The sequence below is a fragment of the Bacteroidales bacterium genome, assembly GCA_014860575.1.
GTDB lineage: Bacteria > Bacteroidota > Bacteroidia > Bacteroidales > JAAYJT01 > JAAYJT01.
In genome coordinates this window covers 140,471-163,419 of the sequence record JACZJK010000052.1, presented here as the reverse complement: position 1 = coordinate 163,419, position 22,949 = coordinate 140,471, and the positions used below count along the sequence as shown (strand labels likewise).

Here is a 22,949-nt window from a genome sequence, read left to right as displayed (position 1 = left end):
TTGAGCGCTTCGTTGCGTAGCTTCTCATGTTCAAGTTCTTGTTCCAAAGCATGTAATTTGCTTTCAAGAATCTTTTCCCTGACAGTTTTTGCAGATTCGTTTGACATGTGGCGTTGAAGTTTTAGTTGTTTCTGACTTGGTTCTCGCATGCCAAATTTACGCATCCAATTGTTAATACAATTGCTTCCACCAATCCCATGTTTAGCCATAATTTCATCGAGGCTTATATCGGTGGTCAGATACTCCTGAACAACTATCAACTTAAAATCGTCCGGATAAAAGTTTACTTTTCTCTTCATAATCCTGTTTTTAGTTTACTTTTCGTGTAAACCTATTTCAGGACTAGACAAATCTCACTATTACACCACTCCATCACTCCATCACTCCATTTCTCCATCACTCCAATTAATCACTCATTCAACCAATCAACTATCCAACCATCCATCACTCCAACACTCCAACACTCCAACACTCCATTACTCCACTAATTGACCAACTAACCAATCAACAAATTGACATCAATACTTCGAACCTGCTACCTCAATATCAGCTTCTCCACCCCAATTTCATCATTTCTCACAACACGGATAAAATACATTCCCGGTTGTTTCCCGCTCAGATCAAGCGCATGGAGCAGCTCACCCTGCGATGCTATGCCCATGATCCTTTCGCCCAATGTACCAAACACCTCAATAGAAATCCGGAATTGCTCGTCATGATTGAACAGTTCGATGGTGAAAGCGCCGGTTGTGGGATTGGGATAAACCCTGAACAGTTGTGAATCTGCCTTGTCTATTGCAAGCATTTCATCAGCAATTTCATCGTCATCGGCAAATACCAGGCTCTTGTAATTGCTGCAATAATTGCCGTCAATATCAATGGTGGCAAGGAATTGCGCCCCACTTTCAATATGGGTCAGCGGCAGTATCCTGATCGAATTATCAGCCACCAGTACAACATTGGCACCGCTTTCAACCATAGAGTTGCTCATTACAATATCATCCTGGGCTTCGGTGCAGTCGTCGTAACCGCTGGCGAAGGTCACATTATCAATGTATACATCACCCTGCAGGTTCGGATCTTCAAGCGCAATAAGGTAATCTTCGGTTTCGCCGGTACTGAAAATCCCTTCTCCATACCATCCGGCAGGCACTGGTGTTTCAGTAAGTGTAAACCTTACCCACACATAACCTTCATTCATGCCAATCCGAAACTTAGGCGGGTTGAGCTGCGAAAGTGGGCCGGAGAAACCCGCAGGTATTGCAAAGTTCACCACCGCATGTTCCGGTGCAACGCTGCCATCCGGGCAGGTCATTGATCCAGTCCATTCTCCATCCTGGTTCCAGTCAGCCAGCAGGTTAAAGTAGGCTTCCGATCCTGTCATGTTTTCAACGTGCATGTCAACACTCACACCCCACACTGCAAGCCGGCAGGTTTTCCATGGCACATGAACACTGCCCGGGATACATGGCACAACAGTTTCTGAACCGGGAGGCCCGGTAATAGTATGTGGTAAAGGCAAAATGAGGCCTGCATCCGTATCCTGGTAGCATTCGTCCTGATTATACTGGTTCGGAGTAAAGTTTGGACAGAAGCCTGCATTGCCATCGGTTTCATAGTCTATGGCCGGGCCAAACAATAGCGCCGGATTTACTTCATGTACAATATAGCTGCCTGGTATTCCAGGACTGGTGCAAGTGGGGAAATTACCAAATATACCAAGGGCCGGATAGGCAATGGAACCCTCTGGGGCATCGCCATAATCCCCGTCAATCGGCTGGGTTGTAAAAGTAATGGCATCCTCGGCATACTGTCCGCCACCACAATCGGATCGCACAACGGCCGTATAAGTTGAATTTGGATTCAACCCTGCAAAATGATAAAGGTTGGTTCCTGCAGGAACGGTTGAAGTATAAATGATCACATTGTTGACATCATACAATTCAATTTCATAACCATTCGATGGGGGAGGGGCAGGTTCTGTCCACATCAGGTCAGCAAAAGTTGAACTCACTGCTACTGTAAGCGATGTTGGGGCATTGCATCCGGGAACTGGCGGTAGCATATACCCATTGAATGAGCCAGGTACAATGGTGAGGGCATCAATATTGTCTTTCAGCGGTGCAGCCATGAACTCATGATGCGTTCCATCAAGAAAGGAATAATAAATCATGGATGGGTCCTTGCCACCGGATTCGTCCTGAGTTGTGGTCCAGTCATCAACATCAACACTGAACAATAGCGCCAGCCCCAGCCTTAGGTTATTGATATCCCATACCCAGCCAAATGTAAATGCATTTACGTCGGTACTATCCTGCAATCCAAGATGTATGACCGGGTTTACTACTTCCACAAAATTACCTGGGCTTAGCAATTGATAGATCGAACCCGGGTTCAAGGCGCCAAAAACAAGCGGATGATTGAAAGTAGCTTCGCTGTCAACGCTAAAATAAAAGTAGCCGTCAATATACTGGTTCGGGAAATAATTCAGCGCATTCACATCGTCATCTTCTGATTCCTGTAGATCAGGATTTGGAAATAGATTTGGATGAACATCCGTTTCAGTCCAGAGCGAGTCGAGAGTGAAAGGGAACGATGGAATATTGTAAGCATCCAGGTCAACAGCCACCACTTCATCAGCCCTGGAGCTTTTTCCATAGGTATCAAACCCCAAAGGCGACTGCGAATTTACAGGCACTGATTGAAAACCTGAAAAATTCACTGACCAGTTTTCCATCCCGTCATCGTCGTATGAAATCAGGAAATTATTGGCAATCAGTATTAGGCTATCATTGAAATAGCCGATGGATGGCTGGCCCTGGCCATAATTAAGTGTCGTCAGCGAAGCCTGCATATTGTCCATCCCGTCAAGTTCAAAATACATATCGGGTTGATAAGGACCCACCCCGCAGGGAACGGCAGTTGTAGCATCATTGGGATCAGGGGCTGGATCAAAACCAAAAATGGTGGCATCATCTTTTACCCCGTTAAATGGCGAAAGCATATAAGGCCCTCTCATCAGGTAGGCATCGCCCGGGTCAAACACTTCATTGCCATTTTGGGCAGGGTCGCTGCGTTCCGCATCTGATCCGATATCAAGTGAGAACTCAATCCTCGGATTATAATTTGGTTGAAATTGAGGTGGGATCGCAAGGGAATCAAAAGATAAAACAAGATATCCCTTTATATTGGCTTTGGCAAAATCTCTGAAACCGCCCATGTAAGGTTTGCCAGGAGGGTTTATCTCAATGTCATGAAAAGAGGAGAAATTTAATGGTATTACATCTCCAACATTCAGGTTCATGGTTCCGGCAAGGTTTACCCGGTTCCAACCTTGAGGGCCGGGAGGGTTATTAAAATTAAATCCTCCTCCCAGTATGTTATTGCCACTAAAAGTAAAAGTATTGGTGGTTGAGATTGGATCTTCCATCCCGGCTTCATGATCTGTAATACCTGCACCGAAAATCCAATAATAGAAGTACAGGGTAACGGGATCGCCTGGATTAAGCCCACCCCCGGGAGCTATCTCAACGTCTACATCAAACCAGAATGTATTGTCAGCTTCTGCATAATATGGGACCTCCAGTAAGGAGTACACACTCGCCCAGTTCTGCCAGTCGAGCGTAATTGTCCGGCTGCCATCGCCATCAAGAAACAGGTGGGAGGAATTGTTGGCGCTAACGGTGCCGCAATTGCTCACTTTGGCCTGGTAAGACAAGCCGCCAAGGTAATCATATGCTTGTCCGAACCACGTGGTACCTCCCTGTAACCATAACACGGTATTATGATTTTGGAATTCATCAAAAACAGGCGGACAGTCTTGAAAAACATATACTTCACCATTACCATCGAGGTCAAATGACTGTACATTGAGTGTTTGTGCAATAGCAATACTGCCTGAAAGCAATACGGACAATAGCATTATCCGGGGAATGAGAGCTGACATGCTGGCCTTATGGCGTGTAATTTTTTTCATAACAATCAGATTTTGAACATGAAATAGTGGAATGATTTAATTTTAGTACAAAAATACCTTTGGGTCTGGAGTGGGTCAAGGAAACATTTGCGGAATGATGCTGTTGTACAAAGGAAATTTTTCCTCCGAAATCAGGAAAAAATATGTGTTAAAATGAATATTATTTCCACTTTTCAATTATTCAAGTAACTTTGTTCGGCTTATTGAAAAAATTACACCAACAGTAAATGAGCGGCCATTGTGAAAATCCGGAGCGTAACTGCCTGAACTGTGATCTGAAATCACCACTGTTTTGTTTTCTCACCGACGAGGAACTTGTGCTGGTAAGGGATAATAAAATCACAGTCGTTTATAAGAAGGGCGAAACCATCCGGAAGCAGGGTACCTATATGTCGCATGTACTGTCAATTAATTCAGGTTTTGCGAAACTCTACCTTGAAGGCCTGGACAATCATAATGCGATCATCAGGATTATCAAACCTACCAATTTTGTGGGAGGCCCCGGCATTTACCTCGATCGCTTACATCATTATACTTTATCTGCCCTCACTGATTGCAGCGTTTGTTTCATTGATGTTGATCTCTTTAAAAAGCTGATTGACGAAAACAAAACCTTCGCAAATGAATTGATGAAGGATTTTAGCAAGAGTATCCTATCGGTATATAATCGTCTTATCTTTTTAACCCAAAAACAAATGCCCGGGCGGATGGCCGATACATTGATATACCTTTTTGAGGAAATATTTCAAACACCCAGGTTCAGTATGTACCTTTCAAAACAGGACCTGGCAGACCTTTCGGGTATGGCAAAGGACAGCGCCATCAAGATATTAAGGGATTTTCAGAATGCAGGTCTCATCCGTATTACTGATAGCGATTTGATGATTATTGATCCCGAAGCATTGAAACGGATCAGCAGAACCGGGTAAAAACCTTTGCAAGCGTTGAATTTTTACCTGCATTTCGCATTTTAAACAAAATCTTGCTGTCATTTTTAGCTGCGCATTTGAGAACTAAATCAATATCTTTGCGCATTATAACCCATATATGACCCTCATTAAATCTATATCAGGCATCCGCGGAACCATAGGCGGAAATCCAGGCGCGGGCCTTACGCCTGTTGATATAATCAATTATACGGCTGCATATGCAGCTTTCATTCAGAGCCGCAACCCAGGCAAAAAACCATCAGTAGTTGTGGGCCGTGACGCCCGCATTTCAGGCGAAATGGTTGAACGGCTGGTGCTGGGAACCCTGGTAGCCGCAGGAGTTGACGTGATTGATACCGGCCTTTCCACCACCCCCACAGTTGAAGTAACCGTAATAGCACTGAATGCCTCAGGTGGCATTATCATCACTGCGAGCCACAACCCACGGCAATGGAATGCGCTGAAGTTGCTCAACGAAAAGGGTGAATTTCTGAACGAATATGAAGGACGGCAAATTATTGACATGGCAGAAACCGGCGGGTTTTCATTTGCGGATATTAACAATCTGGGTTCGTACCGCCGCGAAGAAAACACCATTGACCAACATATTGAGAGCATACTGAAACTTCCTTTGGTTGATGGAGCAACCATCCGCCAAGCGAAGCTAAGAATCGTTGTGGATGCCGTGAACTCTACCGGAGGCATTGCCATCCCAAAATTGCTCAGAGCACTAGGTGTTCAGGAAATAATAGAATTGTATTGCGAACCCAATGGCCATTTCCCGCACGATCCGGAGCCCATCCCCGAAAACCTTTCTGAGATTTCGGCGATTGTGAAGAAAAGCAATGCCCATCTTGGTTTTGTTGTTGATCCTGATGTGGATCGCCTGGCCATTGTAGATGAAAACGGCGATATGTTTGGCGAAGAGTACACATTGGTTGCAGTTACTGACTATGTTCTCAGCCATCAGAAAGGAAACACTGTTTCCAACCTGAGTTCATCAAATGCTTTGAAGATAGTAACCGAAAGGCATGGCGGCAGTCATTTTGCATCGGCAGTAGGCGAGGTGAATGTAGTTGAAATGATGAAAGCTAACAATGCCGTTATAGGTGGTGAAGGAAACGGTGGCATTATCTATCCCACATTGCATTACGGCCGCGATGCATTGGTGGGCATCGCGCTTTTCTTAACGCAACTTGTTAAATCCGGTAAAAGCTGTTCCTCGCTGCGCTCCACCTTTCCTGACCTGCATATTTCTAAAAACAAAATCCAATTGGATGATGCAATCAACCTGGATGATGTTTTGAAAAAGATCGAAAAAAAATATATCAACCAGCCTAAAAATACAATTGACGGGATCAGAATTGAATTTGATAATGACTGGGTTCACTTAAGGAAATCTAACACCGAGCCAATCATACGCATTTATGCCGAGAGCGACTCCATGCACAAAGCTGAGGTGCTGGCCCGCAAACTCATTGATGATATCAGGGAAACCATTAAGCCTGAACCGGAATAAACTCTACCTAACGCCGAATACTATGCCTGTAAAACGAAGCAAGCGCAGGAAAAAAGTCAAATTCAAGAAGATTACCTTCAAGGTCAGTGCGAACCAATTCAGCACATTGCAACGATACTGTGCAAAGCACGACCTTACTTCAAACAAGTTGATCAAGAAAGCGCTCAAAGTCTATCTTGAGCGGTTCGGGCCAGTAATTGAAAAACACCCGGTCAAAATCAGCGAAAAGCAACTGACCATCTTCGATGTCGGGGCTGATGAATCGGATGCCGCAGCAATGGCTTAGAAAAACTACGCTTTACAGGGCAATAAGGTTTCGCACCTGCATTATCATGCAATACCATAAGCCATTGGGGCAATCAGGTTAAGGTTTGCACATTGCCTTTTCGTTGAGTAACACACACTCATGCGATAATATGTTACTCTAATTGATCTTTCCATTCTGATAATTACTATTTTAAGCTAAGTAAAGTGAAAAAGTCAGGGCAAAGTTGAGTCTAAAATGCGAAAAAGTCGGGGCAAAGTTTGACCGAAAATAACAAAAAAACGGGGCTAAGAATGAGTTGTGTGATGGAATATTGAAGCTTATCCTCAACATTCAATTTAATTTCCTCAAACCAAACGCCGAACACTGAAAACCAAACGTCGAACGCTGAACGCCAAACCTACTTCCCCATCCCCTCAAACGGCGTCCGGTTCAGAATGGAGCGCCCCAGCGTAACCTCATCGGCAAATTCAAGATCGTCGCCAACTGCTACGCCGCGGGCAATAGTGGTTACCAGCGTGCCGAAGTGGTTGATCTTTTTATAAATGTAGTAATTGGTTGTGTCGCCTTCAATGGTTGCCGGCAAAGCCATGATGATTTCTTTGATGCCTTCCTTTTCGATGCGGCTTACAAGTGATGACATGTTAAGGTCAGAAGGGCCGACTCCCTGGATAGGCGAGATGATTCCACCCAGTACATGATACAGTCCACGATATTGGGAGGTGTTTTCGATGGCCATGACATCACGGATATCCTCAACAACACAAATCACGGTTTGCTCCCGTCTAGGATCGGCACAAATCTGGCAGGTTTCAGCATCTGCGATATTATGACAGGTCTTGCAATAGCAAACCTGGTCGCGCAGCCTGATAATTGCTTCGCCTAATAGTTTGGCCTCGCCATTTTCTCCTTTCAGGATATGCAGGCAAAGGCGTAAGGCGGTTTTACGCCCGATGCCCGGCAATCTCGAAAGCTGGTTTACAGCCTGCTCCAATATTTTTGATGAGTATTCGGTCACAATGAAGTAAAAAAGGATACCGTGCAAAAGTACAGATTAAACTAAGAACCATGTCTGAAAACTCATATCAAAATTGCAACAATGTGGCTAAAGCCAGGATCTCTGTGTTCTTATATGACTGATGTCTCAAAGCTCTAGGTTTTATCGTTTTTGTCATTCTGAGAGAAGCGAAGAATCTGTTTTACAATTATATAGAGATCCTTCACTTCGTTCAGGATGACAAGATACAACCTTATGAGACAGCCTCATTGAAATTAGAGTAAGTTGCGAGGCTTTAGCCGCATTAAACAACTTCAGAAATAGACTCAACCAAGAAATCTGCAAAAGGCATAATTTCGTTACTTTTGCCCGTTACGTTCACAACGCCGTAACATAAATCATAACTGATGGAAATCCTACTCATCATTGCCGCCCTGCTTATTGGTTTCATAGTTGCATACCTTTGGCTGGGTTCGCAACACAGGGCAAAACAAAAACAACTTGAAGAAACACTGCAACATCTTGAAAAGGAAAAACTAAACCTGCTCAGTGAAAAAGACCGGCAAATTGCCGTATTGGATCAAAGAGTGCTGAACCATACCGAAGAAAATGAAAAGCTGCTTGTTGAATTAGTTGCAAGCCGCGAGCAGCTTAACGAAAAAAATTCAATGCTGGCGCGCATGCAAGCCATTCAGGAACAAATGCAGGAAAGGTTCGAAAACCAAAAACAGGAACTCAGCGGCTTGCAGCAAAAATTCACACTCGAGTTCGAGAACCTGGCCAACAAGATTTTTAAGCAGCACAGCCAGGATTTTATGAGTGCAAGCGGAAAAAACCTCACCGATATGATCAGCCCTCTCAAAGAGCGGCTGCAATCTTTTGAAAAAAAGGTTCAGGATGCCTATGATGTGGAGCGGCATGACAAAATCAGCTTAAAAGAGGAAGTCAAACATCTTGTTGATTTGAACCGCAAACTGAGCGAAGACGCCGAAAACCTTACCAGGGCTCTCAAAGGCGATTCGCAGAAACAGGGCAACTGGGGCGAAGTAGTGCTTGAAAGAGTGCTTGAACGCTCAGGCCTGACTAAAGGCATTGAGTTCGAAACCCAGTTGACAACCAGGGGTGAAGAAGGCCAGTTACTCCGCCCCGATGTGGTTGTGCGCCTCCCTGAAAACAAACATCTCGTGATTGATTCCAAGGTGTCGCTGGTGGCCTATGAAAATTTTATCCGCTGCGAAGACGAGATGGAGAAAGCCCGTTATATGCGTCTGCATGTTGATTCCATCCGGGGTCATATTAAAGGATTGAGCGAGAAAGGTTACCAGACTGCCAGCGCCTTTGACAGCCCTGATTTTGTGCTGCTTTTTCTCCCGGTTGAGTCTGCATTCAGCGCTGCCCTACAAAGTGATCCTGAATTGTTTTCATACGGCTGGGAACGCAAAATTGTGATTGTGAGCCCAACGACTTTGCTGGCTACGCTCAAAACGGTTTCCTCAATCTGGAAGCAGGAAAAGCAAACACAAAATGCGTTGGAAATTGCAAGGCAAGGCGGCAGTTTGTATGATAAATTTGTCGGCTTTATTGAAGACCTGCAAAAGCTTGGCAATCAGTTGAACACGGTTCAGAAAACCTATGAAGAGGTTAACAAAAAATTGATTTCCGGCAGTGGCAACCTCGTTGGCCGTGCCGATAAACTCCGAAGGCTGGGTGTTAAGGTTGTAAAGAAACTGCCTACACAATATCTAATTACCGATAATGATGATGAAGAAGAACTATCCGAGGCGCAGCCGGTCTGAGCAGATTGTTTATGGTGTGCATTCTGTAACCGAAGCAATGAATTCAGGCAAAGACATTGAAAAGGTGATCATACAGAACAACCTGCAGGGCGAATGGATCCCGGGTCTCAGGAAAGTGCTGAACGAACGCGAAATACCTATGCAATTTCTCCCAGCCGAAGCTATGAACCGCATTGTTCAGGGAAACCACCAGGGAATTGCAGCATTTCTTTCACCGATACAATACCAGGATATTGAATCTATTATTCCATGGATTTACGAAGCAGGCTCAGTGCCGCTCATTCTCGTGCTCGACCGCATCACCGATGTAAGGAATATGGGCGCCATTGCCCGAACCGCAGAATGTTGCGGGGTGGATGCCTTGGTAATCCCGGCAAGAGGATCGGCACAGATCAATTCCGATGCTATAAAAACTTCATCTGGCGCATTGTTGAACATTCCTGTAGTTCGCAGTATGAACCTGAAAACTACGATCAATTACCTTAAACAAAGTGGTTTGAAGATTATTGCTGCCACTGAAAAAAGCGATAAACCGCTCTGGAACTTCGATTTTACCGAACCGGTTGCACTCATTTTAGGCGCTGAGGATACAGGTGTGTCGCCTGAATACCTCAAGCTTTGCGATGGTGTTGGCATGATTCCGATGCAGGGACAACTTGCCTCGCTCAACGTATCAGTAGCGGCCGGGATGTTCCTATACGAGGTAACAAGGCAACGTAAAGTCTGATTTTGTCACAGGCCCCCAATGTTGAAAACGCAAACATCCATTCTCTCCATCTTCAATCGCTATGTGATCCTGTTCATCATGCTTGCGTATGGCATCCTCTTTTTACTTTTCAAAAGTCCTGGCGATAAATACGATCGGTTGATCATCAACGACGGCAAAGGATATTATGCCTACCTGCCTGCATTGTTCATTTACCAGGATCTTGAGTATGGATTTGTTGAGTATTATGAATCAACATACTATGCATCAGATGAGAACCCAACGTATTTTAAAGAGTTTCGTTTTCAGTACCGTGGCGAAACTGTAAACAAAACTTTTACAGGAATTGCTATCCTGATGCTGCCATTTTTCCTCATTGCACATTTGCTTGCCTTGCTTTTTGGCATGGCGGATGGGTATTCGATGATCTATCAGTATGCTATTGGCTTCTCAGTGTATTTTTATTTAGGCCTGGGATTGCTGCTGCTAAAGAAATTGCTGGGCTATTTTTCAGCCACAAAAAGCCTGATTTCATTGGTGCTTGTTGCGATTTCGTTGGGAACCAACCTTGTGTATTATACCGTGGTGGAAGGCACTATGCCCCATGTGTACCTGTTCTTTCTTGTGAACCTGTTTTTATTGCAAGCCTATCGTGCGATCCATGAAAAGCAAACTGTTTTTTTCCTGGGCGCTGCAGTTGCATTCGGACTTGTATTGATTACCAGGCCACAAAATGGCTTAATAGTTTTAGCGCTGCCGCTTCTTACCGGAAGTTTTACAAGGTTCTCAGAAGCGGTTGTATTCCTTTTCAAAGAGAAATTTCTCTTTTTGAAAACCCTGGTTGTGTTAAGCGGGGTCATTGCGTTACAGGTGGTGTTGTGGTATGCGCAAACTGGCTATTTCCTTGTTTATTCATACGGAGATGAAACTTTCAACTTCCTGAACCCGCAGATCATCAATATACTCTGGAGCTTTGAAAAGGGCTGGATGATTTATACACCCCTGTCATTTCTTGCATTACTGGGAGTAGTGCAAATGGCCAGGACGAATATCTTTCGGGCTGTTTCTTTTATGTTTGCATTTCTTGCCATTACCTATGTGGTATCCAGTTGGTGGGTATGGCATTATACATCACAGTTTGGGCAAAGGGTTTTTATTGATTTTTACGGATTGCTTGCAATAGCCTTGCTCATGGGATTCTCTTTATCTGAGAACCGGATTTATCAGTTTGCCTTGAAAATTATTATTGGCTTGCTGGTTGTTTTGAACCTGTTTCAGTTTTATCAGCATGTTCATTGGGTGTATCCTGCCGGACCGGTAACATGTCAAAGCTATGTTAACAACTTCTTCAGGATCACACCACAAACGGCGGTGATGATACCCGGGAAGATCATAAAAACCACCACTGTTTTCAACTTCCCTGAAAAAGATTCTGTCGCCGGTAACGACATATCTCATGATATCAAACTTACGACACAGCGGCTTGAACCTAATTCCATCGCTCATTTGTTTACCGCAACCTATGGAAATCTTGGATTTGGTGATGAAACGATTATTAAAACCATCCTGGATGTCTGGAGTTGCCATGATGCCGGCCTGAGCCTCCGCATGGATTTTTACAGGCGTGGAGAAAAAGTTAGCGATTACATTTCCAGGATTGAGAGGAATTTGCAATGCGATAAATTAAACCAGGTTGAAATTGCTGTGTTCCTTCCGCTTGTATTTGACAAAAACGATTCTGTGAGGGTTTCGCTATTTTCACCAGTTGCATTGAACATTGGAACCGGCGCAGCAAAGGCTATGTTTGTTGAAGTGCTGCCAGAAGCTAATCTTGGATGGATCGAACAGCCGCTAAATTCGATTCAATCAATAGCGACACTTTGCTGCAATATGGAAAATTGCAGCGAAGAATTCGTTTTACCACAATTGGGCAGGATGCATGAAAATGATTCCAAAATATCTGCGATGATCAATCAATCGCAGCCTTTTGGCGCCGGATTCAGACAAGCAGTTGATAGCCTTTTTTCTGGTCCCAACCGGGCAATGCGTGTCAGGGCTTCAGTTTTCACACTTACGGAAATTCATGATGCAGTGCTTGTAAGCACAATTACTGCCGGAGAACGGACATTGTTTTACGGTGAAATTGCTTTTGAGTCTATGATCCCGGGAGAATGGAATCAAATTGAGTTAACAACTGAATTGCCGTTTTATAGTGATGAGGATCAGGAAATCTTAACTTATTTTTGGGATAAATCTCCAGTCAGCACGTGGTTTATTGACAGCCTTTGTATTGAATTTATAACACTGAACGACAGACAAATCCTGCCATTAAAAGTTCGGACGGATGTGCAAACCGCGAAATTGCTTTCTCACTTGACCGATACTGTTTTGCTTGATAAAAATGCACCCTTTTATGGGCCTTCGCAAATTTCTTTGAGTGAAGTTACCGGTTGCGAACCTTTCAGCTTAATAATTGAAGCGGAAGTTATGAGCGATTCCTGGTTTCCGGAAGTCTCGCTTGTAGCAGCGCATTACAGCGATTCCAGCCTGGTAAAATATAAAGCCGAGTATATTAACTCGCTCACGCTTAAAGACAGGTGGAAGAAGCTTGCTTTTGAAATAGCGGTTGATTCCTGCCTGCTGGAAGATGACTTTTTACGTCTGTATTTCTGGAATTCAGCCAGGGATGAAATATTCAGGGTAACTAACTTTAACATAACGGCTTCAACAACTCTAAAAACCGGGCTTTGAATTGTTAAACCTCTCAGGTTCTAAGCAGGAAAGCCATATTTTTGCGCCTATGGAACAAAAAGACCAATATAAAATTCATCTCTGGCTGATTCTCACAATAATTGCCACTGCTGCTGTGTTGCGCTTCATTCATTATGCAGATTTTTCACTTTCAAATGATGAGCTGAGCGCCCTGGTCAGGATTCAGTTTGACACTTTCAAGGATTTGGTTGACAAAGGCTTTTATGTTGATGGTCACCCCGGAGGAATACAGGTGTTTCTTTATTACTGGGTGAAACTGTTTGGCGACAGCGAAGCCAGCCTTCGTTTTCCTTTTGTGGTGATGGGCGTGCTTGCTGTTTGGTTTGGCTATTTAACTGCCCGTTTATGGTTCGGAAAAACCAGTGCTTTGTTTGTGGCTGTTTGTCTTGCATTACTTCAATTCCCGATCCTATACAGCCAGATTGCAAGGCCATACGGTTCGGGTCTGTTCTTATCTATGCTGACTGGCTACTTCTGGACACGCGTCATTTTTCACTTTGATGCCGGGTCAAACCGTAAATATTTTGATACTATCGCCTATACGGTAGCCACTGCAGCGATGATGTACAATCATTATTTCAGCTTTCTTACAGCATTTGTTATGGGTTGCAGCGGACTTTTCCTGCTTCGAAAGGAAAACAGATTTTATTATCTTGGTGCAGGCCTGGCTGCGGCATTACTTTTTACCCCGCATATTTACATTACCCTGAACCATTTGAGCATTGGCGGCGTAGGGCTCTGGCTCGGAAAGCCTGAAAACGACTGGTTGCTGGAACACATTGCTTATCTTTTTAACAATTCTGTCTGGGTGATGGTGATGGTAGCTTTCATTTCATTATCAGGCTTTTTAAGCAGCCAAAAGCTTAGCAAAAAGAATTGGACCCTAAGGCTCCTTGCAATTATCTGGTTTATTGTTCCAATTGCCACAGGTTTCTTTTACTCCCGCTTTGCGAACCCGGTGCTTCAGCATTCAGTAGTTATATTTTCGTTTCCATTTCTGTTGTTTTTCCTTTTCTCATTTCCTTTCTGGAACCTCGATTTTAAGAGGCTCGCGATGCTGTCTTTGCTCGCACTTGCTATTTTAGGTTCGACAGTAATTCACAACAAGTATTACAGCACACAGCATTTCGGAGAGTTTAAAGATGTAGCTGCCCGCATCGTGGAATGGGATAAGCAGTATGGTGAAGCTGCTATAACACGGGCAATAAGTGTTAACAATTCTTTTTATATTGAATATTATCTGAAACATTTCGATGCTAATCCTGAATTCAAGCAATATGACAACAGGGGAGGACGTGATATTTTTGAACTGAAAAACATTTTGTCCTCCTCACAAACAAACTATTTTGTGTATGCCTGGACCAAAATGGTTCCATACGAAACACATGACCTTATTGAGTTTTATTACCCGTTTGTAGTCTATCATATAGATTATGAAGGTCTATCGGCAATAACACTGTTTTCGAAAAGCCCTGATTTTGCGATTGACAAACCTGAACCTGTATTCAGCATTCAAAGCAATTTTAATTCTGATGACCTTTGGCGGGCACCAGTTTCAGCTCTTGATACTTCCAAAGTTTATCGGGGTAAATATAGCATTCTTATGAACCCTGAAATTGAATACGGGCCAACCTTTGAAGTTCCAGCCGGTGATATCAATATGACAGAAGGCTGTACCGTTAAAATCCGCGCAATGGTCAATTCACCGCTCGAAAGCAGCAAGGCGCTCATCGTTTTCTCACTTGAACAATGGGATGCCCCTGTTTATTCATGGGTTGCTTCTTCGGTTTCAAATTACGCCGTCCCAAATGAGTGGAGCCCCGTTTTTCTAACTGTTCCCGTAAATGAGCTCAGATCTACGCGTGACATCTTAAAAATCTATATTTGGAACCCAGGCAAGGAGCATCTTTTTGTTGATGATATTCACATTGAAGTTTTTGATCCCTGAGATTGTTTGCCCGCTTAAATATTACACTCTTTGATATGTTGTGAACCAGCGCTGCAAAAATAATTTTTATCAAATACTTGGGTATGATTCTTTAAATTGTAATTTTGCATTGTTATTTTGTTAACATTGTTACACTGTTCACATTTAATAAACTTTCTAAAACATTTTAACCATGGACCTGGAAAAAATCATTGCAAACCTGGAAAAAAAACATCCCGGAGAAATTGAGTACCTGCAGGCAGTTCGCGAGGTATTGGAATCAATCGAGGAAATTTACAATCAGAATCCTCAGTTTGAAACTGCCAATCTTATAGAAAGATTAGTAGAGCCCGACCGGGTATTGGCTTTTAAAGTTCCCTGGGTAGATGACAGTGGAAAAACACATGTTAACCTTGGATACAGAGTCCAGTTCAACAATGCAATCGGACCCTACAAAGGCGGTTTGCGTTTTCACCCAAGTGTGAACCTCAGCATTTTGAAATTCCTTGGGTTCGAGCAAATTTTTAAAAACAGTCTTACCACACTGCCTATGGGTGGAGCCAAGGGCGGTTCAGACTTTGACCCAAAAGGAAAATCCAGCAATGAAATCATGCGTTTCTGCCAGGGCTTTATGCTCGAACTCTGGAAGATTATCGGACCTGATATGGATATTCCTGCCGGCGATATCGGCGTAGGTGGCCGTGAAATTGGTTACCTGTATGGCATGTACAAAAAACTCACCTGCGAACATCATGGTGTTCTCACAGGCAAAGGCCGCAACTGGGGTGGCAGTTTGATCCGTCCTGAAGCCACCGGATTTGGAAACGTATATTTCTGTCAGGAAATGCTCAAAACCAAGGGTGAAACTCTGGAAGGAAAAGTGGTTGCAGTTTCCGGATTTGGCAACGTTTCATGGGGTTCAATCATTAAGATCAATCAATTGGGTGGTAAAGTAGTTACTATTTCAGGCCCCGACGGTTACATCTATGATCCTGAAGGTATCACCGGCGAAAAAGTAGATTACCTGCTTGAATTGCGTGCTTCGAATCAGGATATTTGCAAACCTTATTCATACGAATTCCCCAACTCACAATTCCATCAGGGAAAACGCCCCTGGGAAGTGAAGTGCGATATAGCGCTCCCATGCGCAACGCAAAATGAACTGGATGGCAACGATGCACGTACACTCGTGAAAAATGGTGTGATTGCCGTTTCAGAAGGTGCCAATATGCCAAGTACACCTGAAGCGGTTGAATTTTTCCTTGAAAATAAAATACTCTTTGGGCCCGGAAAAGCTGCAAATGCCGGTGGCGTAGGTACTTCAGGACTTGAGCAGAGCCAGAACGCAATGAAATTAAGCTGGACTGCCGAAGAAGTTGAAAAACGCTTACATGAAATTATGATCAATATCCATGCTTCATGTGTGAAGTATGGCAGTGAACCCGATGGTTTTGTTAACTACGTGAAAGGCGCAAATATAGCCGGCTTCATGAAAGTTGCCAACGCCATGATTGACCAGGGTGTAATCTAAAAGATAGTTTTTATAAGGTTGGTTAATAATGTGGTTTGGAGTCGTTCCGAAAGGAGCGGCTCTTTTTTATTTGGACGCTGTCAGGTTCTGCGAACGCTGACAGGTCCGTATGGAAGATTCAATCGTGCCTCAGCGCCCTCACCGGGTCAATACGGGCAGCGCGCGATGCGGGGTATAATGCGGCTGCCAGGCTGATCAGAACCGAGAAAGCAATTGCACCAGCAATGAGCCAGAGCGGGAAATAAAACAGGTTCACAGGTTCAACACCTTCGGGGATCAATTGGGCATTCATCACCAGATTGGCGATGCGGGTGACGATCCAACCCAGCACCAGGCCTGCAGCAGCGCCTGTAATGCCAATTACTGAAGCTTCCACAAAAAATATCATCCTTATTTCCTGCTCGCTTCCACCAATGGCCTTAATGATCCCAATCTCACGGGTGCGCTCAAGAATTGACATCACCATAGTGTTGATGATGCCAAGCCCTGCAACAATAAGTGCAATCGCGCCAATGGCCCCCAGGGCCGAATTAATGATCAGAAAGGCACGTTTGATTTCCTGAAGCTGATCGGCAATTGTAAATACCCCCACTTCCATTTCTTCGAGTTTTGATTTTACACTTACCATGTGTTTCATGTCTTCAAGCCTGACGTGGATTGAGCCATAGGTGCCTTCCTTTTTACTGGCATCAAGCAAGTCCCAAACGCTCGTAAAACCAAGTCGTGGAATGTTTTCAGCGGTTCGAACTGGAATGATCATGCTGCCGCTGAACATGTTTGAAGCAAACTGCTCTTTGCGCTTAAGTATGCCACCCACCTTGAGTTCGGTAATTGTTTCATCAAATGGGAGCAGCGGTTGGTTACGCATCACACTAAATAGCGCAGATGATACTTTTGCCTGGTTCAGGGACATGGAAACCAGGCTTATGTTTTTTCCGATCAGGGAATCAGCTTGCATGAATCTGACGCCACGGAGCGAGTCGGCTCGGGTCAATGTATTGTCATTTCCATCTTTCAGCAGCCGGATCTTAAAGTGCGAACTCAATGCTTCCTCACTAATGACTATAAGATCTGATGAATCGGATGGGCAGAACGATCCGGCAAGCAATTCGTTGAAAGGTTTATATTGACTGAGGGCGGCAGGCATTGCACTTATTGTAAAACTGGCAGAGTCGCCCATGAATTTTACCCGTGCCGGGAATTCAAGATTTGGGTATGCAAGCGCTACACCGGAAATTCCTTTAATTGCCTGCAGCACTGAATCTGTCAAGGGCTTTTCTTCATCTTTTAATGCTTCAGCCATTTGCCCGGTATCGCCGGCAGCAAGCTTTTCAAAATCCACTTGCCTAGGTGTTACGGTGATGCTTGTAAAAAGATCGTTGCTGGCAAAGGCATCGGTTATATTTTTCTGCATACCGGTTCCAAAAGAAACCATTGATGTGAGTGCGCCAATGCCGATCACCACGCCAAGGATTGTGAGCAATGTGCGAAGCTTTGTTCGCCACAGGTTCGAAAAGCCCAGCATGACCATATCATTAAGATTCATAGACCCTCCTTTTTTGAATGGTTTCGGCAATACGGCCATCTTTTAACCTGATGATTGTGTCAGAAACTTTTTCTGCTGTTTCAAGATCGTGAGTAACAAGTATAATTGAAAGGCTATGATTTTTGTTCAAATCCATCAGCAATGCCATAATTTCGGCTGATGTTTCACTATCAAGGTTGCCGGTAGGCTCATCGGCAAGCAGTACCTCTGGACTGTTAGCAAGCGCCCTGGCAATTGCCACACGCTGGGTTTCGCCACCCGAAAGTTCATCAGGGCGGTGGGTAAGCCGGTTTTCAAGGCCCATTTTAACCAGCAGTTCAGTTGCTTTGTTTTTTCTTTTGCTTCGAGGCATTCCGCCGAAAGTCAAAGCCAGCTCAACATTTTGAAGTGCATTGAAGGAAGGGATCAGATTAAAAGATTGAAAAATCATGCCTACTGAGAATCGGCGGTGATTTGCCATTTCTGATCTGGACATTTGCGCCAGGTCTTTTCCGTTGAAGAAAATGCTGCCAGTTGTGGCTTTATCCAGTGCACCCACAAGGTTGAGAATGGTAGATTTCCCGGAACCTGATTTGCCTACAATTGCAAGGAATTCACCTTCCTGCATCGCAAATGAAACATCTTGCAGCGCAGGAATGATGATTTGCCCTTTTTTGTATGACCTTCCAAGTTTAAGCGTTTGTATAAGTGTCACAATATTGGTTTTATGTAATTATTGCCTGCGGGACAAAAGTAGGAAGTTCCGCTTACAGCGCTTCATTTGGGCCAGAAAAAATGCTAAGAAGGCAACAATAAGAGTTCAGTTCAATTTTTGAACCAGTAGTATTCAACTAAAAAATGATGATAATATTCCAAAATGGGTTTGAGATTCCTCACCGCCGCGGCGGTGAGGAATCTCCTTCTAGTTTACCGGACACTACTGTTTCTGAACCTAAACTCAATGATTGTTAATCAGAACAAAAGCTTGAGCGATAAATGAAAACTCCTGTCGAAAGTCCTGAATCCACGAAAAGTATCCAGATCATGTGAGGCGCCGTCTTCGCCCCGCGTGATGGATTCCTTGTCAAACAAATTATAGCAGTTCATGTGTGCCTGTGCGTGCATGTTGCCAATCGTAAAACTGTAGGTGGCAAACAGATCAGTCAGATGATAACCCGGAATCCTGTAAGGCTGGTTTCTGTCAGCAGCATTGTTACGGCCTGCCGGATCGAAATTGGCATAAAGCCTGTCGTAATACACCCACTCAGCTGCCAGGGTAAGATCATCCCAGATTTTATAAGAAGCTGTGAGGAAAATCTGAGTTTGCGGGGCATCGCCTACATACAGCCCTTTGGCATAAACTTCAGTAGTTCCCGCGGGAGCCTGGTTATCGTCGTACAACTCTGCAATCACATCATTCTGCCATTTCCATTGGCCGATGGATGCGCTAGCACCATAAGTAAAGCGTTCGCCTGAAACGGAATACGCTTCCAGTTCAAGCCCATTATGCCATGCATCCAATCCACGCACAAGGGCACGGGTCATGGTGGAGTCAACGAGCTGCACATTTTCCATTGAAAGCAGCGATTTGTCCATCCAATAAGTTGAGTAGGCATTCATACGCAAAGCAATGTTGCGGTTCGAAAAGCCATAGCCAATTTCACCGGCTGCGATACGCTCATTTTTAAGATCACGGGCTATGGCGTTCGAGAAATTCACAAACACGAACTTATAATAGGGTTCCCGCGAATAATAACCGGAGTTTGCATAAATATGGTGCATGACGTCCAGGTTAAATACAGTTCCGGCTTTAATATCAAATCCTTGTCGGCTTACCTGCCGGCTCCGGATATTTTCAACATAGTTATACCGATCTTCGCGTTGAAACCAGGTGTTTGAAAGGGTTCCTGCAAGAAATGCTGTTCCGGCGTCGTATGAATATTCAAGTTGGCCAAAAGCGCTTGCATAACTAACCAGGGCTCCATTGTCAACCTTTATCACATCGCCTGTATTCTTTATCATTCGCCTTCCCGACTGACCTTCGATTGCCCAAGCATAATCTTCAATCCAGAATTGTCCGCCCATTAAATCATCAATTTCTTCGCGAAGGCGGGATTTGAAATCACGAACATGCACTCCGGCAGTAAGTTTTGTATTTTCATTTATCTGATGGTCGAAATTGCTCAGAATACCATACCAGTAATGCGTTGCCAGGTAATTTGTTAAAATAACCTTGCTGTAACCACTAAGTGTTTCGCCTCCGGAAGTAGTAAATTCATCGGTGTGTGTACTATTAAGTTCATGAATAGCCTCCCAGTCAATCTGGTTGTTTTTCCGGATCGCAAAAGCCGGCAGGTTATCAAACGCCTCGGTAAACCGGCCACCACCATGCCCGAAAGAATAATACGCAGATGTTGCGAGAAACGATTTTTCGGAAATATTCCAATAATGGTTCAGCGTCATTTGAGGTTTGTGGTAGAAGTTTTCATTTACACTGATCACCTTGCCATTAAACATTCCCCAGTTGGGATTGTATTTGTTGCCGAATTTCAGATACTCGTCCTGTGTAAGACCATACGATCTTTGTCCATGCCTCTCGGGCGAACCAAGCGCTGTAAACACAAGCTTATGTTCAGAACCCAGATTCTTACTTATAGATAGATAGTAAGCCCAGCCATCAACATGCGTTGCATCTGCAAAACCACTGCCGGTGGTTCGTGAACCAAGAAACTGAACAGCGAATCCATTGTCCATCAGCCCTGAAGAAAGACTGAGCATAGTTCGCTTCAATCCGAAGTCAGAAATACCCTGTGTAATTGAACCACCTTGCCGAACATCGGTAGTCCTTGTAATTATATTGATGGTTCCGCCTACCGAATTAACGGCAACTTTGGAGGCGCCAAGGCCGCGTTGAACCTGAATGCTCTGCGTGGCATCTGCAAGCCCTGCCCAGTTCGACCAGTATACCAAACCGTTTTCTACACTGCTCACCGGCACACCATTCAGCAGCAAAGCAACATTTTCCTGTTGAAAACCCCTTATTGTGACCCGTGCATCACCAATTCCTCCCCCGAATTTGGTAGCATAGACTCCGGGAACACGTTTCATTATTTCAGGATATTCCTGGCTTCCATTACGTTGCTCAATCAAAGCGGCAGACAGGTTGGTCGCAGCTACAGGTGTTTGTCTGTCTGTAGCCGTTGAAGCTATTACATTGATTTCTTCCAGACCAATGATTCTCTCATCCAGTCCAATGATACCAAGATCCAGCACTTGGTTGGGATCAAGTTTCACTGGTACTTCTTTCGGTTCGTATGCAATATGATTGAAGACAAGCAGGTATTTTCCAGGCTTCAGGTTCAGACTGAAACTTCCATTGGCATCGCTGATAGCGCCGGTTTTCTCGTTAGAAACCATTGCTGAAGCACCAGAGATATTTAAACCGCTTTTGTTATCAATGACTTTGCCATGCACTTCTGATTGTGCGTTTATGAACTTGACTTGAAGTATGAAAAAGATAAAGATTGCAAAGATTCTCATTGCGTTGAGTATTTTGAGTCAGACAAAAAAAACTGAAAACATTGTCTTCAGGGCATACATCAACAGCAGTGAGAATAGAGGGGAGCTCCCTGGTAACTCTCAGATACTTTTCTTCTTCCATCCAGACTTTAACTGTCGGTTCCGGAATTGCACCAGATCAGTCCCATTATTATGTAACAGGAGTCGCGGACTCTCACCGCCGGTCGGGGATTACGCCCTGCCCTGAAGAAAATACGCTGCAAAGATAGAAAGTTTGAGAAATCAGGTCTGCATTTTGGATTAATTACTGTTCTAAAAGCAGCATGCAGGTGGGCCATCAGATGAATAGTTTCAGGCGATTGGAAAAAATAATAATATTTGCAGCCGCATGTCGTTATTGATTTGTTAAAACCAGTTAACACTCATTCATACCCCGTGAAAAAGCTCATACTACCAACAATCCTCAGTTTATTTTTGTTAGGAATTCAGCAGGTAACGTTTGCTCAGATTGGGGGCAATGCTACCTACAAATTTCTGAGCCTGCCGGCCTCGCCGCGAATCACTGCTATGGGCGGAGATTTTCTTGCGATAAAGGATTCAGATATCAACCTGGCATTAGCCAACCCTTCGCTGATTACATCAGGGATGAATAATAACCTGAGTTTGAATTTTGTGGATTATTTCAACGATATCAATTACGGAACAGTTTCCTATGGACGGAACTTTGAAAATTTTGGAACCTTTGTTGGTTCGGTTCAATACATTGATTATGGAAGGTTTACTTATGCCAATGAAGCAGGTGAAACCTCCGGAAATTTCAGGGCAGGTGAAACTGCATTGATCATTGGCTGGGGAAGGCAACTTGACTCAGCGTTCAGCATAGGCGCTAACTTTAAATCAATTTTTTCATCTCTTGAATCTTACAGCTCGTTTGGACTTGCCGTGGATGTTGCAGGTTCTTATCAGTCGCAGAATGGGATGGTGGTTTCATTGCTCGCCCGCAACATTGGCACCCAGTTGGTAAGCTACGACAATGGCAATAGGGAAGCCTTGCCATTCGACCTGCAACTCGGACTTTCCAAACGACTGGAGCACATGCCTTTCAGGTATTCGATTCTTCTCACCCATCTACACAAATGGAACCTCACGTATGATGATCCCACAAAAGTAAAAACCGACCCATTTACCGGGGAAGAGATCAAGGATGATAAATTTATGGAATTCCTTGATCAGGCCATGCGCCATGTAGTTTTTGGCGCTGAGTTTCTGCCAACTAAAAATTTCAGCGTACGTTTAGGTTATGACTATCGCCGCCGCCAGGAATTAAAGGTAGATTCAAGGGTTTCCACTATTGGTTTATCGTGGGGTTTTGGTATTCGTATCTCCAAATTTCAGTTCAACTATGCCCGCAAGGCATATCACCTGGTCGGATCGCCAAACTTTATCAGCATTAGCACCAACCTTTCGGAATTCCTTTGAGATTTATA

General features: G+C 44.1%; 15 protein-coding genes and 1 riboswitch. Of the genes, 9 read left to right on the top strand and 6 right to left on the bottom strand.

Going from position 1 to position 22,949, the window contains the following annotated elements; translation table 11 throughout:
* Positions 1-299 (bottom strand): transposase (locus tag IH597_14375; protein ID MBE0663638.1); only part of this gene is annotated, 299 nt, incomplete at its 3' end.
* A gap of 236 nt (positions 300-535) precedes the next feature.
* On the bottom strand, positions 536-3,976 hold the full coding sequence (locus IH597_14370; protein ID MBE0663637.1) for a T9SS type A sorting domain-containing protein: 3,441 nt from the start codon (positions 3,974-3,976) through the stop codon (positions 536-538).
* Positions 3,977-4,203: 227 nt separating this feature from the next.
* On the opposite strand from IH597_14370, the gene IH597_14365 reads away from it, so the two are divergent.
* The 3 genes from IH597_14365 (at position 4,204) to IH597_14355 (ending at position 6,710) form a co-directional block, all read left to right on the top strand.
* On the top strand, positions 4,204-4,905 hold the full coding sequence (locus IH597_14365) for a Crp/Fnr family transcriptional regulator (GenBank protein MBE0663636.1): 702 nt from the start codon (positions 4,204-4,206) through the stop codon (positions 4,903-4,905).
* Positions 4,906-5,023: 118 nt separating this feature from the next.
* Entirely contained in the window at positions 5,024-6,424 is a 1,401-nt protein-coding gene (gene glmM / locus IH597_14360; GenBank protein ID MBE0663635.1) for a phosphoglucosamine mutase, read from the top strand.
* Between the two features lie 22 nt (positions 6,425-6,446).
* Positions 6,447-6,710 (top strand): hypothetical protein, encoded by a 264-nt coding sequence (locus IH597_14355; protein ID MBE0663634.1) that lies wholly within the window; start codon positions 6,447-6,449, stop codon positions 6,708-6,710.
* A 379-nt stretch (positions 6,711-7,089) separates the two neighbouring features.
* Here the strand turns inward: IH597_14355 and recR are convergent, their stop codons facing one another.
* Positions 7,090-7,710, bottom strand: coding sequence for a recombination protein RecR (gene recR, locus IH597_14350; protein MBE0663633.1), 621 nt, complete (start codon positions 7,708-7,710; stop codon positions 7,090-7,092).
* A 383-nt stretch (positions 7,711-8,093) separates the two neighbouring features.
* Between recR and rmuC the strand changes: the two genes are divergently transcribed.
* The 5 genes from rmuC to gdhA all read left to right on the top strand — a co-directional run bounded on the left by rmuC (position 8,094) and on the right by gdhA (position 16,418).
* Complete coding sequence (gene rmuC, locus IH597_14345; GenBank protein MBE0663632.1) at positions 8,094-9,482, top strand: DNA recombination protein RmuC; 1,389 nt, start codon at positions 8,094-8,096, stop codon at positions 9,480-9,482.
* Positions 9,445-10,209: a 23S rRNA (guanosine(2251)-2'-O)-methyltransferase RlmB gene (rlmB, locus tag IH597_14340; GenBank protein ID MBE0663631.1), complete on the top strand. Its 765-nt coding sequence runs from the start codon at positions 9,445-9,447 to the stop codon at positions 10,207-10,209. The genes rmuC and rlmB overlap by 38 nt, the downstream gene beginning before the upstream one ends.
* Before the next feature lie 18 nt (positions 10,210-10,227).
* Complete coding sequence (locus tag IH597_14335) at positions 10,228-12,939, top strand: hypothetical protein (protein ID MBE0663630.1); 2,712 nt, start codon at positions 10,228-10,230, stop codon at positions 12,937-12,939.
* Positions 12,940-12,988: 49 nt separating this feature from the next.
* Entirely contained in the window at positions 12,989-14,908 is a 1,920-nt protein-coding gene (locus tag IH597_14330) for a glycosyltransferase family 39 protein (GenBank protein ID MBE0663629.1), read from the top strand.
* A 172-nt stretch (positions 14,909-15,080) separates the two neighbouring features.
* Positions 15,081-16,418: an NADP-specific glutamate dehydrogenase gene (gene gdhA / locus IH597_14325; protein MBE0663628.1), complete on the top strand. Its 1,338-nt coding sequence runs from the start codon at positions 15,081-15,083 to the stop codon at positions 16,416-16,418.
* A 118-nt stretch (positions 16,419-16,536) separates the two neighbouring features.
* Here the strand turns inward: gdhA and IH597_14320 are convergent, their stop codons facing one another.
* From IH597_14320 to IH597_14310, 3 genes are all read right to left on the bottom strand, one after another.
* Positions 16,537-17,964 (bottom strand): ABC transporter permease, encoded by a 1,428-nt coding sequence (locus IH597_14320; protein ID MBE0663627.1) that lies wholly within the window; start codon positions 17,962-17,964, stop codon positions 16,537-16,539.
* Positions 17,954-18,571 (bottom strand): ABC transporter ATP-binding protein, encoded by a 618-nt coding sequence (locus IH597_14315; protein MBE0663626.1) that lies wholly within the window; start codon positions 18,569-18,571, stop codon positions 17,954-17,956. The genes IH597_14320 and IH597_14315 overlap by 11 nt, the downstream gene beginning before the upstream one ends.
* A gap of 344 nt (positions 18,572-18,915) precedes the next feature.
* Complete coding sequence (locus IH597_14310) at positions 18,916-21,483, bottom strand: TonB-dependent receptor (GenBank protein MBE0663625.1); 2,568 nt, start codon at positions 21,481-21,483, stop codon at positions 18,916-18,918.
* Positions 21,484-21,588: 105 nt separating this feature from the next.
* Positions 21,589-21,717: riboswitch (FMN riboswitch) on the bottom strand.
* Between the two features lie 180 nt (positions 21,718-21,897).
* Between IH597_14310 and porQ the strand changes: the two genes are divergently transcribed.
* Complete coding sequence (gene porQ, locus IH597_14305) at positions 21,898-22,941, top strand: type IX secretion system protein PorQ (protein ID MBE0663624.1); 1,044 nt, start codon at positions 21,898-21,900, stop codon at positions 22,939-22,941.
* Positions 22,942-22,949: the final 8 nt, after the last annotated feature.

Excerpts from the sequence above, each read along its gene's own strand:
- IH597_14370 (MBE0663637.1), bottom strand. The coding sequence starts at position 3,976 with ATGAAAAAAATTACACGCCATAAGGCCAGCATGTCAGCTCTCATTCCC.
- IH597_14365 (MBE0663636.1), top strand. The coding sequence starts at position 4,204 with ATGAGCGGCCATTGTGAAAATCCGGAGCGTAACTGCCTGAACTGTGAT.
- glmM (MBE0663635.1), top strand. The coding sequence starts at position 5,024 with ATGACCCTCATTAAATCTATATCAGGCATCCGCGGAACCATAGGCGGA.
- IH597_14355 (MBE0663634.1), top strand. The coding sequence starts at position 6,447 with ATGCCTGTAAAACGAAGCAAGCGCAGGAAAAAAGTCAAATTCAAGAAG.
- rmuC (MBE0663632.1), top strand. The coding sequence starts at position 8,094 with ATGGAAATCCTACTCATCATTGCCGCCCTGCTTATTGGTTTCATAGTT.
- rlmB (MBE0663631.1), top strand. The coding sequence starts at position 9,445 with ATGATGAAGAAGAACTATCCGAGGCGCAGCCGGTCTGAGCAGATTGTT.
- IH597_14335 (MBE0663630.1), top strand. The coding sequence starts at position 10,228 with ATGTTGAAAACGCAAACATCCATTCTCTCCATCTTCAATCGCTATGTG.
- IH597_14330 (MBE0663629.1), top strand. The coding sequence starts at position 12,989 with ATGGAACAAAAAGACCAATATAAAATTCATCTCTGGCTGATTCTCACA.
- gdhA (MBE0663628.1), top strand. The coding sequence starts at position 15,081 with ATGGACCTGGAAAAAATCATTGCAAACCTGGAAAAAAAACATCCCGGA.
- IH597_14320 (MBE0663627.1), bottom strand. The coding sequence starts at position 17,964 with ATGAATCTTAATGATATGGTCATGCTGGGCTTTTCGAACCTGTGGCGA.
- IH597_14315 (MBE0663626.1), bottom strand. The coding sequence starts at position 18,571 with ATGCAGGAAGGTGAATTCCTTGCAATTGTAGGCAAATCAGGTTCCGGG.
- IH597_14310 (MBE0663625.1), bottom strand. The coding sequence starts at position 21,483 with ATGAGAATCTTTGCAATCTTTATCTTTTTCATACTTCAAGTCAAGTTC.